The sequence below is a fragment of the Variovorax paradoxus genome (genome assembly GCF_009498455.1).
In the GTDB taxonomy this organism is placed as follows: Bacteria; Pseudomonadota; Gammaproteobacteria; order Burkholderiales; family Burkholderiaceae_C; genus Variovorax; species Variovorax paradoxus_H.
Genome location: NZ_CP045644.1, coordinates 6879436 through 6895414, shown reverse-complemented (window position 1 = coordinate 6895414; position 15979 = coordinate 6879436). Strand labels below are relative to the sequence as shown.

Annotated in this window: 14 protein-coding genes; 8 read left to right on the top strand and 6 right to left on the bottom strand. The window is 68.2% G+C overall.

The features are described from left to right. The first annotated feature begins 15 nt into the window (after positions 1–15). The 5 genes from GFK26_RS32005 (at position 16) to GFK26_RS31985 (ending at position 5957) form a co-directional block, all read left to right on the top strand. On the top strand, positions 16–519 hold the full coding sequence (locus GFK26_RS32005) for a sigma-70 family RNA polymerase sigma factor (protein WP_153285512.1): 504 nt from the start codon (positions 16–18) through the stop codon (positions 517–519). A 21-nt stretch (positions 520–540) separates the two neighbouring features. After that, positions 541–1518 carry a FecR domain-containing protein gene (locus tag GFK26_RS32000; protein WP_153285511.1) on the top strand — a complete coding sequence of 326 codons (978 nt, stop codon included), beginning with the start codon at positions 541–543 and terminating at the stop codon, positions 1516–1518. 154 nt (positions 1519–1672) lie between these two features. After that, the gene (locus tag GFK26_RS31995; RefSeq protein WP_228121827.1) at positions 1673–4150 is read left to right on the top strand and encodes a TonB-dependent siderophore receptor; all 2478 of its coding nucleotides are present in this window, start codon (positions 1673–1675) and stop codon (positions 4148–4150) included. Positions 4151–4155: 5 nt separating this feature from the next. Continuing rightward, positions 4156–4452, top strand: a complete 297-nt coding sequence (locus tag GFK26_RS31990) for a DUF3649 domain-containing protein (RefSeq protein WP_416222527.1) — start codon at positions 4156–4158, stop codon at positions 4450–4452. Next, a complete protein-coding gene (locus tag GFK26_RS31985) occupies positions 4449–5957 on the top strand; it encodes a PepSY-associated TM helix domain-containing protein (RefSeq protein WP_153285509.1) in 1509 nt (502 codons plus the stop codon). The genes GFK26_RS31990 and GFK26_RS31985 overlap by 4 nt, the downstream gene beginning before the upstream one ends. Positions 5958–5983: 26 nt before the next feature. Here GFK26_RS31985 and GFK26_RS31980 read toward each other — a convergent pair whose 3' ends face one another. The 5 genes from GFK26_RS31980 to GFK26_RS31960 form a co-directional block, all read right to left on the bottom strand. Further along, complete coding sequence (locus tag GFK26_RS31980) at positions 5984–7684, bottom strand: S-layer protein (RefSeq protein WP_153285508.1); 1701 nt, start codon at positions 7682–7684, stop codon at positions 5984–5986. Positions 7685–7869: 185 nt separating this feature from the next. Next, positions 7870–9096, bottom strand: coding sequence for a M20 family metallopeptidase (locus tag GFK26_RS31975; protein WP_153285507.1), 1227 nt, complete (start codon positions 9094–9096; stop codon positions 7870–7872). 23 nt (positions 9097–9119) lie between these two features. Then, a complete protein-coding gene (gene uraD, locus GFK26_RS31970) occupies positions 9120–10907 on the bottom strand; it encodes a 2-oxo-4-hydroxy-4-carboxy-5-ureidoimidazoline decarboxylase (RefSeq protein ID WP_153285506.1) in 1788 nt (595 codons plus the stop codon). Then, positions 10904–11866: an allantoinase PuuE gene (gene puuE, locus GFK26_RS31965; RefSeq protein ID WP_153285505.1), complete on the bottom strand. Its 963-nt coding sequence runs from the start codon at positions 11864–11866 to the stop codon at positions 10904–10906. Before puuE ends, uraD begins: the two co-directional genes overlap by 4 nt. Before the next feature lie 8 nt (positions 11867–11874). Beyond that, positions 11875–12549 (bottom strand): GntR family transcriptional regulator, encoded by a 675-nt coding sequence (locus GFK26_RS31960; RefSeq protein WP_056574067.1) that lies wholly within the window; start codon positions 12547–12549, stop codon positions 11875–11877. A gap of 107 nt (positions 12550–12656) precedes the next feature. Between GFK26_RS31960 and uraH the strand changes: the two genes are divergently transcribed. Beyond that, entirely contained in the window at positions 12657–13007 is a 351-nt protein-coding gene (uraH, locus tag GFK26_RS31955) for a hydroxyisourate hydrolase (protein WP_070061690.1), read from the top strand. A gap of 2 nt (positions 13008–13009) precedes the next feature. Here uraH and GFK26_RS31950 read toward each other — a convergent pair whose 3' ends face one another. Continuing rightward, complete coding sequence (locus GFK26_RS31950) at positions 13010–13513, bottom strand: hypothetical protein (protein ID WP_153285504.1); 504 nt, start codon at positions 13511–13513, stop codon at positions 13010–13012. 53 nt (positions 13514–13566) lie between these two features. On the opposite strand from GFK26_RS31950, the gene xdhC reads away from it, so the two are divergent. Both xdhC and GFK26_RS31940 read left to right on the top strand, forming a co-directional pair. Continuing rightward, positions 13567–14373, top strand: a complete 807-nt coding sequence (gene xdhC, locus GFK26_RS31945) for a xanthine dehydrogenase accessory protein XdhC (protein ID WP_153285503.1) — start codon at positions 13567–13569, stop codon at positions 14371–14373. A 342-nt stretch (positions 14374–14715) separates the two neighbouring features. Further along, positions 14716–15927: a urate hydroxylase PuuD gene (locus GFK26_RS31940; RefSeq protein WP_153285502.1), complete on the top strand. Its 1212-nt coding sequence runs from the start codon at positions 14716–14718 to the stop codon at positions 15925–15927. Positions 15928–15979 lie beyond the last annotated feature (52 nt).

Sequence of the window (15979 nt, the reverse complement as noted above, 5' to 3'; positions counted from 1 at the left end):
CCAGAACTGCCCTCCATGCCCGCGGCCGGACCTTCCGTCACCCCCATCGAAGCGCTCTACAGCGATCACCACGGCTGGCTGCTGGCGTGGCTGCGCCGCCGCCTGGGCGATGCCTGCGATGCGGCCGACCTGGCGCACGACACCTTCGTGCGGCTCATGGTGTCCTCGCGCACCGCATCGCTCGGCGACGAGCCGCGCGCGTTCCTGACGCACGTCGCCAAGGGGCTGGTGGCGGACCATTGGCGCCGGCGCGAGGTGGAGCGCGCCTACCTGGAGGCGATTGCGCACCTGCCCGAGCCGCAGGCGCCTTCGCCCGAAGCCCGCATGCTCATCATCGAATCGCTGCTGCGCATCGAGGCGATGCTGGCCAGCCTTCCGGCGCGCACGCGGCAGGTCTTCCTGCTCGCGCAGTTCGAGGAGCTCACGCTCGCGCAGATCGCCGAGCGCATGGCCATGCCGGTGATCACGGTGCGCCGCCACATCCACAAGGCGCTGGTCGCCTGCATGTCCGTGGCCTGAGCGGCGCACGGCCCGAACGCGATGAACCGCCCGCCGCCGCTGCAGGCCAATGGGGCGCCCGACCCGGCGCTGCTGAGTGAAGCCGCCGATTGGCTCCTGACCCTGCGCTACGGCGACGACGCCGCGCGTGCGCAGGCCAGCTTCGAGCGCTGGCGCCAGCAGAGCCCCGCGCACGGCCAGGCCTGGGCGCGGGCCGAGGCGATGCTGGGCGTGTTCGCGCAAGTGCCGCCCGACATCGGCAAGGACACCTTCCAGGCCCTGCAAAGACCCAGCCGCCGGCGCGGCATGGGCATGCTGGGCGCGCTGCTGCTGGCCGCGCCGGCCGGCTGGCTCGCGTGGCGCCACATGCCCTGGCGCGAGTGGAGTGCCGACGTCGCCACGGCCACCGGCGAGCGCAAGTCGATGGTGCTGGCGGACGGTTCGCAGCTGGTGCTCAACACCGCCAGCGCGGTCGACATCGTGTTCACCGCCGCCGAACGGCGCATCCACCTGCAGGCGGGCGAGATTCTCGTCACCACGCATGCCGACCCGTCGCCCACGTACCGGCCGTTCGTGGTGCAGACGCCGCAGGGCACGGTGCGGGCCCTGGGCACGCGCTTCAGCGTGCGCCGCCTCGACGAGCACACCACCCGTGTCGCGGTGATCGAGCAGGCCGTCGACATCCGCCCGATGGACGGCGCGTCACGCGTGCTGCGGGCCGGCACGCAGGCCGATTTCGAAACTGGTCGCATCGGCACCGAGGCCGCCGTGGAGAACAGCGCCACGCTGTGGGAGCAAGGCATGCTGCTCGCACGGAACATGCGGCTGGAAGACGTCGTCGCCGAAATGGGCCGCTACCGCAGCGGCGTGCTGCGCTGCCATCCGGCGGTCGCCGACCTGCGGGTGTCGGGCGCCGTGTCGCTGGCCGACACCGACGCCGGGCTCGCGCTGCTGGCGCGCTCGCTGCCGTTGCGCATCGAGCAGACGACGCGGTACTGGGTCACCGTGGCGCCGCGCTAGTGGCGTTCGCGGCCTTTCTGCACGACCGCCTCGCAGGTCGAAAAAAATTCGCGCGCGGGTGATCACTTTTTTCGTCTCGTCCGGTGTGAGAGGGAACGACGCATCGATGCCGATGCGCTCGCCCGCCATCACAGACACCAAAGGACGCAGACACATGGGATCGCAGCACGCGCGCCGGCACCGGCACCTCGGGACTTTCACGGTCGCCCTCACCACCACCGCAGTCCACGCGGCCGTCCGCATGGCATTGGGTGGCGCCATCGGCATCGGCGCGCTGGCGGCAACGCCCGTGTTGTTCGCGGCCGAGCCGGCGGGCACCAGTGCACGCCAGTTCGCGATTGCCGCCGGCCCGCTCGCCGATGTGCTGGCGCAGTACGCGGCCGCCGCCGGCGTGCCGCTGATCTTCGAACCCGGCACGCTCGCCGGGCTGCGCAGCCCCGGGCTGCGCGGGCGCTACACCGCGCAGGAAGGCTTCGAGCAGGTGCTGCGCGGCAGCGGCTATGAAGTGATCGGCAGCGGCAGCGGTGGCTCGGTGCTGCGCAAGGCGAGCGCGCCCGTGCGCAGCGGTGCGGGCGACACCGCCGCCACGCTGTCGCCCGTGACGGTGACCGCCGCGACCGAGCGCGAAACGCCCACCAGTCGGGTCAATGGCTACGTCGCGCGGCGCAGTGTCACGGCCACCAAGACCGACACCGCGCTCATCGAGAACCCGCAGTCGGTCTCCGTGATCACCGCCGACGAAATCGGCGACCGCAAGGCCGAGTCGCTCGACGAGGCGCTGCGCTACACCGCCGGCGTCACGCCGAACCTGAAGCCCTGGGCGGTCGACGAGTTCTCGCTGCTGCGCGGCTTCGAACTCGGCACCGCCGGCGTCTTCATGGACGGCCTGCTCACGTCGGGTCGCTCTTATGCGGCGCCCATCGAACCCTACGGCCTCGAACGGCTCGAAGTGCTGCGCGGCCCGGCTTCGGTGCTCTACGGCAAGATGCCGCCGGGCGGCATGGTCAACGCCGTGAGCAAGCGCCCGACCGCCGACACCCTGCGCGAGATCGGCATCGAGTACGGCAGCTACAACCGCAAGCAACTGAAGGCCGACCTCTCCGGCGCGCTCGGCAGCGACAGCGACTGGACCTACCGCCTCACCATGCTGGGACGCGAGTCGAACACCCGCCTGGACCACGACCGCGACAACCGCCTCTTCATTGCGCCCGCCCTCACATGGCAGCCCAACGCCAGCACCAAGCTCACGCTGCTCGGGCGCTACCAGAAGGACAACCAGGCCTACGCCTGGCAGAACCAGCTGGAGCAGCCCGGCGTGTTCGGCCAGCCGAGCCCGCGCGTGAACGTCGGCGGTGACGACAACCGCTGGCGCCGCGACAACAAGATGCTCGGCTACGAGTTCGAGCACAGCTTCAACGACACCTGGTCGGTGCAGCAGAGCATGCGCTACAGCGAGCTCGACCGTTCCGAGACCAACGTGTTCCCGCGCGGCCTGCGCGCCGACGGCTACACGCTCGGCCGCAGCTTCTCGCCGCGCGAAACGCACTGGAAGGGCCTGCTGCTCGACACGCGCGTGCAGGCGCGCTTCGACAGCGGCCCGCTGAAGCACACCCTGCTGGCCGGTGTCGACTACGCCAAGTCGCGCACCACCGACGAGTTCCCGTACGACCGCCCCTTGCTGTCGCCGATGAACCTGTTCGCGCCCGTGTACATGCACCGGCCGCTCGCACCGGCCGCCGACCCGTATGTCGACCGGGTGCCGACGAAGCAGGTCGGCCTCTACCTGCAGGACCAGATCAAATGGGATCGCTGGGTTCTCACGGCCGGCGTGCGGCATGACAAGGCGGACGCCACGGGCACCCGCACCTTCGGCAAGACCGGCGACAGCAGCGAGATCTACGACACCTCGGCCAGTGCCACCACCGGCCGCGTCGGTGTCGTGTACCTGTTCGACTCCGGCTGGGCGCCCTATGCGAACTACGCCACGTCCTTCTCGCCGGAGATCGGCAAGGACCTGAACGGCAACCTGCTGAAGCCTTCGAAGGGCCGGCAGATCGAAGCCGGCGTGCGCTACCAGCCGACCGCAAAGAACGCCAGCTACACGGCCTCGGTGTTCGACATCGTGCGCAGCAACGTGACCACGGCCGCGCCGCAAGCGCCCGGAGAAGTCATCCAGACCGGCCAGGTCAGGTCGCGCGGGCTCGAACTCGAAGCCCGGGCCGATGTGACGAACAACATCAGCCTCATCGCCCAGTACACCTACCTGGACACCCGCATCACGCGCAGCAACGACGGCGACCTGGGCCTGCCGCAGATGAGCGCACCGAAGCACAGCGCCTCGGTGTGGGGCAAGTATTCGTTCCCGGTGGGTGACTCGACCCGCGCGTTTGCCGCCCTCGGCGTGCGCTACCTCGGCAAGGCGCGTTCGGCCTGGGACACCGGCAACGCCAACATCACGAACCCGAGCATCGCGATGGTCGACCTGGCGCTCGGCTTCGACCGCGGGCCCTGGCGCGTCTCGCTCAACCTCAACAACCTGCTGAACAAGCAGTCGCTGCTGGATTGCAACGGAAGCATCTGCTACCGCAGCGCGGAGCGCACCGCCAACCTGAGCGCGCTCTACCGGTTCTGATGCCCGTGTTGCGTGCCCCCGCGCGCCGCAGCAGCCGGGCCGCCTTGCTGTCGCGCATCGTGGCCGCGCTGTTCGGCGGCTATGCGCTCGCGGCACTGACCAGTGTGGCGGCGCTGGCGCTGCCCATGCGCACTGTCGAGGCCGTGCTCGCCGGCATGCAGGCCAGCTTCCTGGTGTACGCGGGCGCGGTGATCTGGGTGTTCGCCGCGCGCAGCGCGCTGCGTGCGTGGCTGGGGCTGGCCGCGGTCGCGCTGCCGCTGCTGGCCATGGCATGCAAGGTCTGGGCGGAGGCCGCCGTATGAGCGCTGCCGCACCCCGCCTGCGCCAGGCCATGGCCGGTCTGCACACCTGGACCGGCCTGCTCTTCGGCTGGCTGCTCTACGCGATGTTCCTGACCGGCGCGGCGAGTTACTTCCGCGAAGAAATTTCGCAATGGATGCGCCCCGAACTGCCGGCGCTCACGCAAGCGCCGGTGGCCGCGGACAGCGCTGCGCGGGCCGTCGCCACCTTGCAGGTGCTGGCGCCGGGCGCCACCCGATGGGTGATCGATCTGGCGGGCGCGCGCACGAACGTCGTGGCCGCGTCGTGGCGCATCGGCGAGATCGACGGTCGTGCCGTGCTCGACCCGCTGACGGGCCAGCCATTGGCCGCGCGCGCGACCGACGGCGGCGAGTTCTTCTATTACTTTCATTTCTCGCTGCACTACCTGCCGCGCGTGGCGGCGCGCTGGCTGGTGGGCCTGGCCACCATGTTCATGCTGGTCGCGCTGGTCAGCGGCGTGATCACGCACAAGAAGATCTTCACCAACTTCTTCACCTTCCGCCGGGGCAAGGGCCAGCGCTCATGGCTGGATGCGCACAACGCGGTGTCGGTGACCGCGCTGCCGTTTCATTTGATGATCACCTACACCGGCCTGGTGACGCTCATGACGCTGTACATGCCCTGGGGCGCCGACCGCGCGCCTTCAGCCGCGCAGATACGCCCCGCGCTGCGTGCCGAAATGACGGCGCTTCTGCCGCCCGGCGCACCGAGCGGCGTGACAGGCAAGCTGGCCGATGTGGGCGCGATGGTGCGCGAGGCGCAGCAGCGCTGGGGCACGGACAGCGTGGCGCGCGTGATCGTCGACCACCCGGGCGATGCCGCGTCGCAGGTGCGTGTCGTGCGCGGTGATGCGGGGCGTGTGTCCGTCAGCCCGCGCTACCTGGTGTTCGACGGCCCGAGCGGCACGTTGCAGCAGATCAGGGATCAGGCCGGACCCGCGGCCGAAACCCGCGGCGTGCTGTACGGCCTGCATGTGGCGCGCTTTGCCGATGCCGCGACGCGCTGGCTGTTCTTTCTCTCGAGCCTGGCGGGAACGGCGATGGTGGCCACCGGGCTGGTGCTGTGGACCGTCAAGCGGCGCGTGAAGCAGGCGGCCATCGACAAGCCGACGTTCGGTTTCCGGCTCGTGGAGCGGCTCAACGTCGCCACCATCGCGGGGCTGCCCGTGGCGATGGCGGCGTTCCTCTGGGGCAACCGGCTGCTGCCGCTGGCCCTCGTGGACCGGCGCGAATGGGAGATTCACCTGTTCTTCATCGCCTGGGCGCTGGTGTTGATCTTCGCGATCGCCAGGCCCGTTCAGCGTGCGTGGGTCGAGCTGTTCGCGGCGGGCGCTGCCTTGCTGGCGGTGTTGCCGTGGGTGGGCGTGGTGATGGGGCTTCGCGAGCGTGGGGGATTCACCGGGTTCGACATCGCGCTGTGGGGCGTGTCGCTGGTGCTGGCGGGCATCGCGATGCGCATTGGGCGTTCGAAGCAGCGAGCCGCGTAGTCCCGGCTGCGCTGGTGCGTGTCTGCTTACTGCCCCGCCACCTTCACAAACACCGGATTCGAATAGAACCACAGGTCGCTGTAGTTGCGCGCATTGATCGCATTGAAGCGCGTGACCGGATCGTCGCCGGCCGGTGTGGGCGTGCGCGCATCGAACAGCGGCTCGCCGCCCGCCGTTTCGTTCGGCACGTCGGTGCCGAGGTTGGTGCCTCGCAGGCGGAAGTACTGGTTGTTGCCGGCCTTCACCGTGTAGGTCACTGCGAAGTAGCCTTCGGTGTCGAGCGTCCAGTCGGCGCGGGTGAAGCGTTTCACCACGCGGGTCGTCGGGTTGGTGTCGCGCGCGTAGCCGGGCGTGCCCGGGAGTTCCCGGCCGGTGACGTCGCCGGCGATGAGGTCGATGTGGTCGACCACGGGCTTCACGTTGGCATACACGCCGCTGCCGAGCTGGTACTCGAAGTTGTTGCGCTCGGGGCTCTTGAAGCGGATCGTGATCTTCAGGTCTTCGCCCGGCTTGGCACTCACTTCGGTGCCCATCTCGCCGGCGCCCTTGGCGCTTTGGACCTTGAAGTCGAGCGCGTTGATGAGGCTGCCGTTGACCGCGAAGAGCTTGCCCGAACGCATCGCCGTGAGCAGCGACTTCGGGTCCTTGATGTCGCCCCACAGGTGGTTCTTCGCGTACTCGCCGGGCGCGTAGCCGCTGCTGTACAGGCCCTTCGAGGTCGTGAAGTGGTAGTCGGAATCGGCCGTGTTCCAGATGTGGCGGCCTTCGGACAGCAGCGCGTCCCAGGTGCCGCCGAGTTTGGCGACGAGGTAGTCGACGCCGCCGTAGGTGCGCGAGGGCAGGTTGGCCGGCGTGTAAGCGCTCTCGTAGCCGCCGCGGTCGGGCTCCATCTGGTTGCCGACCATGCCTTCGAGCGAGAACACGATGTCGGGCGCGGCGTCGTTCATCTCGCGCAACTGGGTGGCCGTGTATTTGCCGGGGCTGCGCGAGGGGTGATTGATCTGCAGGTAGCTGGAGTCGGGGTAGTTCTTCTTCAGCCACGCGATGGCCTTGAGCACGTCTTCGTGCGTCGTGGAGGCGCGTGCGTCCTTGGCGTTCCAGGCCGCGACGTCGGAGGCCGGGAACAGCGCGGGGTCGCGGTTGGTGAACAGGTACTCGAACTGGCTCACGGCCTTGAGCGCCGCGTCGGACATCGGGCTGTCGGTCAGGATGCCGACGTTGCCGTGGTCGTGCGTGGCCATGTCCCACTCGAAGGACGCGAAGATCGTCTTGTCGGCGTACTTGCCGCCGGCCTGCAGTGCCTTGATGCGCGGCACCTGATACAGGGCCATGCCTCGCGAGAACGGGATCGCCGGGTCGAGCTTGCGGCCGTCGTTGTCATAGGAAGACATGCGCAAGTGGTCCGAGAGCGCGACCCAGTCGAGGCCGAAGGTGTCGAAGGCCTTGGCGAGCACCTGGTCGAGCGTGGAAATCTGCTGCGTGTCCTCCGACTGGATGGTGTGGACATGCAGGTCGCCGACGGTCCAGCGGCCGGCGGGCGCGGCCGGTGGCGGCGGCGGTGTGGCGGGCGAGGGCGCCGGTGCGGGGGCCGGCGGTGCGATGGGCAGGCCGGCGAACGGTGCACCGCCGCCGGAGCCGCCGCCGCACGCGGTCAGCAGGGCCGCGCCGAGCGCGAGGGTCGAGAAAAGGGACGAGCGAAAGCGGGGCGCGGGAGGCAGGATTTTCATGGCGACACAAACAGCAACGGCCAGCGCATGGCTGGCCGCCGCTTCGGGATTTCAATGAGGCGGAGCGCATGACAGCGCGTCCGCCGGAGAAGCCCGGAGTCTGAAATCCTGTCGTGACGGTTCGATGAAACTGCGATGAAAGTTCACGCCCTAAGGCGTGCGCTTTCAGTCCCGTTTCAGAGTGTTCAGGCCAGCAGATCACTCAGCGTGCGTGCCACCACCTTGGTCGCGCGGCGCAGGTCTTCGAGCACCACGCGCTCGTCGCTGCGCTTGGCGTGCGACTCGAGCACGGTGCGCGGGCCGGCGCCGTAGATCACGCCCGGAATGCCGGCCTCGACGTACAGGCGCACGTCGGTGTACAGCGGCGTGCCCATGGCCTTGATGGGTTCGCCGAACAGCTCGCCGCCGTGCTTCTGGATCGCATCGACCAGCGGCTGGTTGCCGGCCAGTGGCTTCATCGAGTTGGCGAGCAGCATGCGCTTGATGTCGACCGTGATGCCCGCGCTCTCGGCGGCGGCATCGGCAATCACCTGGCGGATGTTGGCTTCGACTTCGACCGGGTTCTCTTCGGGGATCATGCGGCGGTCGAGCTTGAACACGACCTTGCCGGGCACGACGTTGGTGTTGGTGCCGCCTTCGATGCGGCCCACGTTCAGGTAGGGGTGCGTGATGCCCTCGACCTTCGACGTGACCTGCTGGTAGAGCGTGTTCTGCGCGTACAGCGCATTCAAAATCTTGGTGGCGCCCTGCAGCGCATCGATGCCGGTGGTGGGCACGGCGGCGTGCGCCATCTTGCCGTGCACGGTCACTTCCATCTGCAGGCAGCCGTTGTGGGCGGTGACCACTTCGTAGCTGAAGCCGGCCGCGATCATGAGGTCGGGCTTGGTCAGGCCCTTCTCGAGCAGCCAGCCCGGGCCGAGGATGCCGCCGAACTCTTCGTCGTAGGTGAAGTGCAGTTCGATGCTGCCCTTGGTGGGCTTGGCCACGGCTTCGAGCGCGCGCAGCGCGAAGGTGAAGCTGGCGAAGTCGCTCTTGCTGACGGCGGCGGCGCGGCCGTACAGGCTGCCATCGACGATCTCGCCGCCATACGGGTCGTGCGTCCAGCCTTCGCCGGGCGGCACCACGTCGCCGTGGGCGTTGAGCGCGACGGTGCGGCCACCGTTGCCGTATTGGCGGCGCACGATCAGGTTGGTGATCGACTCGAGGCCGTAGTCCTTCACCTCTTGCGCGGGCACGGCGTGCTTCTCGGCGTCGAGGCCGAAGTCTTTCAGCAGCTCGGCGGTGCGCTCGGCGTGGGGCGCGTTGTTGCCGGGCGGCGTGTCGGTGGGCACCTGCACCAGTTGCTGCAGAAATTGCACTTCCTCGTCGAAGTGGGCGTCGATCCAGGCGTCGAGTTTGGCGTAGTCGGTCATGGTGGCTGTTCTTCTGTAATCGGTCAGTGGGCTTGTTCGGCGGCGAGGTTGTCCAGCAGGAGCTGGAACGCTTGCACGGCGAGCTGGATGTCGTCGTTGGTGCTCGACTCGAGCGGGTTGTGGCTGATGCCCGAGTTGATGCCGCGCACGAAGAGCATGGCCTGCGGCATCACTTCGTGCAGCTTCATGGCGTCGTGGCCGGCGCCGCTGGGCATGCGGAAGAGGGGAATGCCCAGTGCATCGACGGCTTGTTCCCAGCGCTGTTGCCACGCCGGTGCGCTCGGCGCGGCGGCGGCGCGCATGGTTTCCTCGAGCTCGTAGCGCACGCTGCGGCGTTCGCAGATGTCCTTCAGCGCGGCGACCACGTCGTTCGCCAGCGCGTCGCGCTGTGCGTTGTTGGGCGCGCGCAGGTCGAGGCTGAACTTGCAGCGGCCGGGCACGACGTTGATCGAGCCGCTCGGCACTTCGAGCATGCCGACGGTGCCGACCGAGTCGCCGTCTTTTGCGGCGCGCTGCTCGGTGTAGAGGATGAGTTCGGCCACGGCCGCGGCGGCGTCGCGGCGGCGGTCCATGGGCGTGGTGCCGGCGTGGCTGGCCATGCCGATGACTTCGCCCACGTAGCGCACGCTGCCGTTGATGGAGGTGACGATGCCCAGCGGCAGGTCGAGTTCGGTGAGCACGGGGCCCTGCTCGATGTGCACCTCGACAAAGCCGAGGTAGCGCGCCGGGTCGCGCTGGATCTTCGGAATGTCTTCTTCCTGCAGGCCCGCGTGCTGCATGGCCTCGCGCATGGTGATGCCGTCGGCGTCCTTCTGGTCGAGCCAGCGCGTGTCGAAGTGGCCGATGAGCGCGCCCGAGCCGAGGAAGGTGGCCTTGTAGCGCTGGCCTTCTTCTTCGGCGAAGCCGACGACTTCGAAGGCGAAGGGCAGGCGGCGGTTCTGGCGCTTGAGTTCGCGCACGCAGGCCATGGGCACGAAGATGCCCAGGCGGCCGTCGTACTTGCCGCCGTTGCGCACGGTGTCGTAGTGCGAGCCGGTGAGCAGGGTCTTGGCATCGGGCTTGGCGCCTTCATAGCGGCCGACCACGTTGCCGACCGCATCGATGTGCACGGAGTCGAAGCCGCAGTCGCGCATCCAGCCCGAGATGTTCGCGGCGCAGGCGCGGTGCGCGTCGGTCAGGTACGTCACGGTGAGCTGGCCCTTCTCGGCATAGCCGGGGTCGGTGTGCACCGACAGCTGCTCCTGCCAGTCCCACACGTCGTTGCCGAGCGTGACGTCGGCACCGAACTTGTCGTTCAGGCGGATCTCGGCGATGCGGTGGATGTTGCGCAGGGCCTCGCCGAGTTCGAAGCTCGGGTGGTTGTGCAGCCGGCGCGCAAAGGTCTCGATGATCTCGCGCTTGGCCAGACCCGTGCCGCGCGGGCCGCGCACGGCCAGGATGAACGGGAAGCCGAACTTGGCGTTGTAGTCGGCGTTGAGCTTCTGGATCTGCGCGAACTCTTCGGGCGTGCAGTCGGTCAGGCCGGCCTTGTTCTGCTCGTTGGTCGACTCGGCCGTGAGCGTCTTGCTGACCATGGCCTTGCCGGCGAGCTCGGGGTGGGCGCGGATCAGGCCGATCTGCTCATCGGCGGACGACGCGGCCAGCGCCTGCACCAGCGCGTGCTTGAGGTGCGCGAGCGAGCGGAAGGGGCGCTGCACCAGCGCGCGCTGCGCGATCCAGGGCGAGTGTTCGTACACGCCGTCGAGCATGGCGACGGCAGCGGCCGGCCCCGCGGCGTTGAGTTGGGCAAGGGTGAGGAGAGGGGGGCTCATGATGCGGCTCCGGCTTCGAAGGGGTGCGCCTGCTTCCAGTGGCGCGCGATGTCGACGCGGCGGCAGACCCAGACCTTGTCGTGCGTGGCGATGTGATCGAGGAAACGCTGCAGCGCCGTGATGCGGCCGGGGCGGCCGAGCAGGCGGCAGTGCATGCCGATGCTCATCATCTTGGGGCTGTCGTCGCCGTTCGGGTCGCCTTCGGCGTACAGCGCGTCGAAGGTGTCCTTCATGTACTGGAAGAACGGGTCGGCGTGCGAGTAGCCCTGCGGCAGTGCAAAGCGCATGTCGTTCACGTCGAGCGTGTAGGGCACGATGAGCTGCGGCACCACCGTGCCGTCGGTCTTCTGCACCTTCATCCAGAAGGGCAGGTCGTCGCCGTAGTAGTCGCTGTCGTACTCGAAGCCGCCGTAGTCGGCCACGAGGCGGCGCGTGCGGGGGCTGTCGCGGCCGGTGTACCAGCCGAGCGCGCGCTCGCCGGTGAGCTTTTCGATCGCCTCCATGCCCAGGCGCATGTGCTCGCGCTCGGTGGCTTCGTCGAGGTTCTGGTAGTGAATCCAGCGCCAGCCGTGGCAGGCGATCTCGTGGCCGAGTTCCTTGAAGGCTGCCGTGAGTTCGGGGTAGCGCTCCAGCGCCATGCCCACGCCGAACACGGTGAGCGGCAGGCCGCGCTTTTCGAACTCGCGCAGGATGCGCCACACGCCGGCCCGCGAGCCGTACTCGTAGATGCCTTCCATGCTGATGTGCCGGTCGGGGAAGCTCGCCGGGTTGAACATCTCGGAAAGAAACTGCTCCGAGCCCGCGTCGCCGTGCAGCGTGGCGTTCTCGCCGCCTTCTTCGTAGTTGAGGACGAACTGCACCGCCACGCGCGCGCCGCCGGGCCAGCGGGCGTGGGGCGGGTTGCGGCCGTAGCCGACGAGGTCGCGTGGGTAGGGCTGGGTGGTGTCGTAGACGGTCATGGTGTGGATCAGGACAGCGCGAGGGAGATGTCGTTGGTCGGGACCTTGCGGTCGAAGGTGAGGTTGGCCTCGACGTGTTCCAGGTGCTCGGTCATGAGGCGCACGGCGAGTTCTTCGTCGCGTGCGGCCAGCGCCTTCACGATGTCGGCGTGCTCGTCGTTGGAGTGCTCGGCAGCGCTGGTGCTCTGGTACATGAGCGTGATGAGGGCGCAGCGCGAGATCAGCTCGCCCAATATTTGCGCCAGCACCTGGTTGCCCATGAGCTCGGCCATGCGCACGTGGAAGTCGCCCAAGAGCTCGGTGCGGCCCGACACGTCTTCGCCGCCAACGGCCGATTTCTCGAGCGCCACGTGCTCCTTGAGCGCCTTGATCTTGGCCGGCGTGACGCTGCGCACGAAGGCGCGCGTCATCTCGGCCTCGAGCATGCGGCGCACGGCGAACACCTGCTTGGCCTCGTCGACGGCGGGCGCGGCCACGAAGGCGCCGCGTGCCGGCTCGAGCCGGATCAGCTTGTTCTGCGAGAGCTGGAACAGCGCCTGGCGCACCAGCGTGCGCGACACGCCGAAGTGATCGGCCAGCTTCTGCTCGGCGAGCTTGGTGCCGGGCTGAAGGCGGTGCTCGACGATGGCCTTCGTGAGGGCATCGACGATCGAACGGGTGGTGGAGGACTCCATGTTTTTCATGATAGACCCAAAGCCGGTAACTGTATACACTTTTGTCCACCGGAATTTCCCGACCCCCTGGTCTCCACGATCTCAACGATCCGACACCACTTTTGAAGGAGCGCCCCATGGGCTTGAGCACTCACGTACTGGACACGATGCACGGCGGCCCCGCGGCCGGCATGGAGGTGGCGCTGTACACCACCGACGGCGACGCCGCGACGCTGGTGAAGCGCTTCACGCTGAACTCGGACGGCCGCAGCGATGGCCCGCTGTACGACAACAACTCGATCAAGGTCGGCACCTACCGGCTGGTGTTCGACGTGGCGGGTTACTTCAAGGCCCGCGGCGTGACGCTGCCGGAGCCGAACTTCCTGAACAAGGTGGCGCTGGACTTCGGCGTGGCGCACACCGACCAGCACTACCACGTGCCCTTGCTCGTGAGCCCGTGGAGCTACTCCACGTACCGCGGCTCCTGAGGTCAGTCGCCTTGCTGTTGACCTTCGGTCAGGGTGTCGAGCTGGAAGCGCCCGCTCTTGTCCCACAGCCAGGTGTCGGTCCACGTGACCGCGCCCAGGCGCTGGGCGGGCGGGAAGGGCGCGGCCTGCAGCACGGTGCGCTCGATCTCGGCGATCACCTCGGGCGCGTGCTTGGGCGCGCGCATCCAGTGCATCGAGACCACCTTGCCGCCGGTGTCGAGGTTCACCTGCAAGGTGCCGACCGCGTACAGCAGGGGCGGCATCTGGCCCTTGTAGATGCGCGAGGCGTTGGCGTTGTAGATGTGGCGGGCGGCGTCGCGGCGGTAGTCGCGCGCGGTGGCCGCGCTCGAAGCGCGCGGTGCGGGGCCGCTGCCCTGTGCGCTGCTGGTGCCGCTCAGCTGGCCGGGCACCGAGCCCGTCGAGCCGCAGCCGGCGAGCCACAAGGCGGAAAGAACAGTCGCTGCCCAGGCGAGGCGGCGCGGCGTAAGCTGGCGGTTCGTCATCATCGCCGGGGTTATACCGTGAGTCTTCAAGGCGCAGGCAACCGAAGGTATCGACCATGAACGGTGCGGTCGATCAATTGCTGGCGCGTCTTCGCCATGAAGACGCGGTGCTGGTGCGCGTCGAATCGACGCAGGGCTCGGCCCCGCGCGAGGCCGGCACCTGGATGGCCGTGTGGGCCGACGGGCTCACGGCCACCATCGGCGGCGGGCAGCTCGAGTTCCAGGCCACGCAGGAAGCACGCGAGATCCTGGCCGGCACGCGCAGCCTCGACGGCGTGCAGCGCTACCCGCTGGGCCCGAGCCTGGGGCAGTGCTGCGGCGGCGTGATGTTCCTGACCTACCGGCGCATCGGCGCGGCCGACGCGCCCGCGCTGCAGAAAGAACTGGTCGCCCAGCTCGAGCCCGTGGCGCTGTTCGGCGGCGGCCACGTGGGCGCCGCGCTGGCTCGCCTGCTGGCCGTGCTGCCGTTCTCGGTGCGCTGGATCGACAGCCGCGACGGCGTGTTCCCCGACGCGCTGCCCGCGCAGATCGACACCGAGCACTCCGAGCCTGTGCAGGACGCGGTGGCCGCGCTCGCGCCCGGCAGCCGCGTGCTGATCATGAGCTTCAGCCACGCCGAAGACCTCGACATCGTCATCGCCTGCCTGAAGCGTTTGCGCACGCGCAACGACCTGCCCTACATCGGCCTCATCGGCAGCAAGACCAAGTGGGCCACCTTCCGCCACCGGCTGGAGGCGCGCGGTTTCACGGCCGACGAGCTGGCGCGCGTCACCTGCCCGATCGGCGTGCCCGGCATCACGGGCAAGGAGCCCGAGGTGATCGCGGTGGCCGTGGCGGCACAGTTGTTGCAATCGCTGGGCTGAACAGGGTTTTCCCTTGGCGGCAACGCCGCAAAAAGCATCCCGCCTCGTGTCAAAACTGTATACACTTTCGGTCCACAACAAGCCGCAGCGGAGCGAGGTCGTTTTCAACGGACCTGCGTTCGCGGCACTTTCTCTGCTTACAGCGCCCGCAGTGGTGAGCAGGCTGAAACCTCCCTTTGATGGCGTCCTCACGCGCCAAAAGGGTTACGCAGATGTGAAGGAACCGTAGCGAGCGACCCGAGGTCGCATCGAGGACCGGAACCGTACGCCCGTACGGTGAGGACCGCAGATGCGAGATCGGGACGCGCAGTAGGTTCATTCATATCTGATGCGAGAGAGCACATGGAAAGCTACTACCTCGACTGGGCCAACCTGCTGCTGCGCTGGGTCCACGTCATCACCGCCATCGCATGGATCGGCGCCTCCTTCTACTTCGTGATGCTGGACAACAGCCTCGAGAAGCCGCAAGACCAGGAATCGCTCGACAAGGGCGTGGGCGGCGAGCAATGGGCCGTGCACGGCGGCGGTTTCTACAACAGCCAGAAGTACGCGCTGGCGCCCAAGAAGCTGCCCGACCACCTGCACTGGTCGTACTGGGAGAGCTACTCGACGTGGCTCACGGGCTTTGCGCTCTTCACGATGTCGTACCTGTGGAACGCGAGCACGTACCTCATCGACAAGAGCAAGATGGACTGGCAGCCCGGCGCCGCCATTGCCGTGGCGCTGGCTTTCTTCGTCGTGTTCTGGATGGTCTACGACGCCATCTGCCAGATCTTCGGGCGCCGCAAGAACGGCGACACCATCGTCGGCGTGCTGATCGCGATTTTCATCGTCTTCGCGACCTGGCTGGCCTGCCAGTGGTTCGCGGGCCGCGCGGCCTTCCTGCTGGTGGGCGCCATGATGGCCACCACCATGAGCGGCAACGTGTTCTTCTGGATCATCCCGGGCCAGCGCAAGAACGTGAAGGCCCTGCGCGAAGGCCGGCCGGTCGACCCGGTGCACGGTCAGCGCGGCAAGCAGCGCAGCGTGCACAACACCTACTTCACGCTGCCGGTGCTGTTCGCGATGCTGAGCAACCACTACAGCTTCACCTACACGCACAAGTACAACTGGATCGTGCTGCTGCTGATCATGCTCGGCGGCGCGGCCATCCGGCAGTTCTTCGTGGTGCGCCACCGCTTCAAGCTGGGCAACGCGGGCAACCCGCTGCCCTACGCCATGGTCGGCATCGTGGTGCTGGGCCTCACCATCGTGTGGATGAAGCCCGAGCCGGTGGCGCCGGTCGCGGCCAGCGCCGCCCAGGCCGTGCCCGCCGTGGCCTACCAGGACGTGCAGAAGGTGCTGGAGCAGCGCTGCTACATGTGCCACGGCGCGGCCGTGCAGATGAAGAACGTGCGCGTCGACACGCCCGACCAGGTGACGGCGCATGCGCAGGCGATCTACCAGCAGGTCGTGGTGACCAAGATCATGCCGATGAACAACGCGACGAACATCACCGACGACGAGCGGGCGCTCATCAGCCGCTGGTTCCAGGCCGGCGCCAAGACGAACTAGGGGCGCAGCGGCCTGCAAGGGCGGGCCGCCGGTCGTCGCACAATCGCCGAAT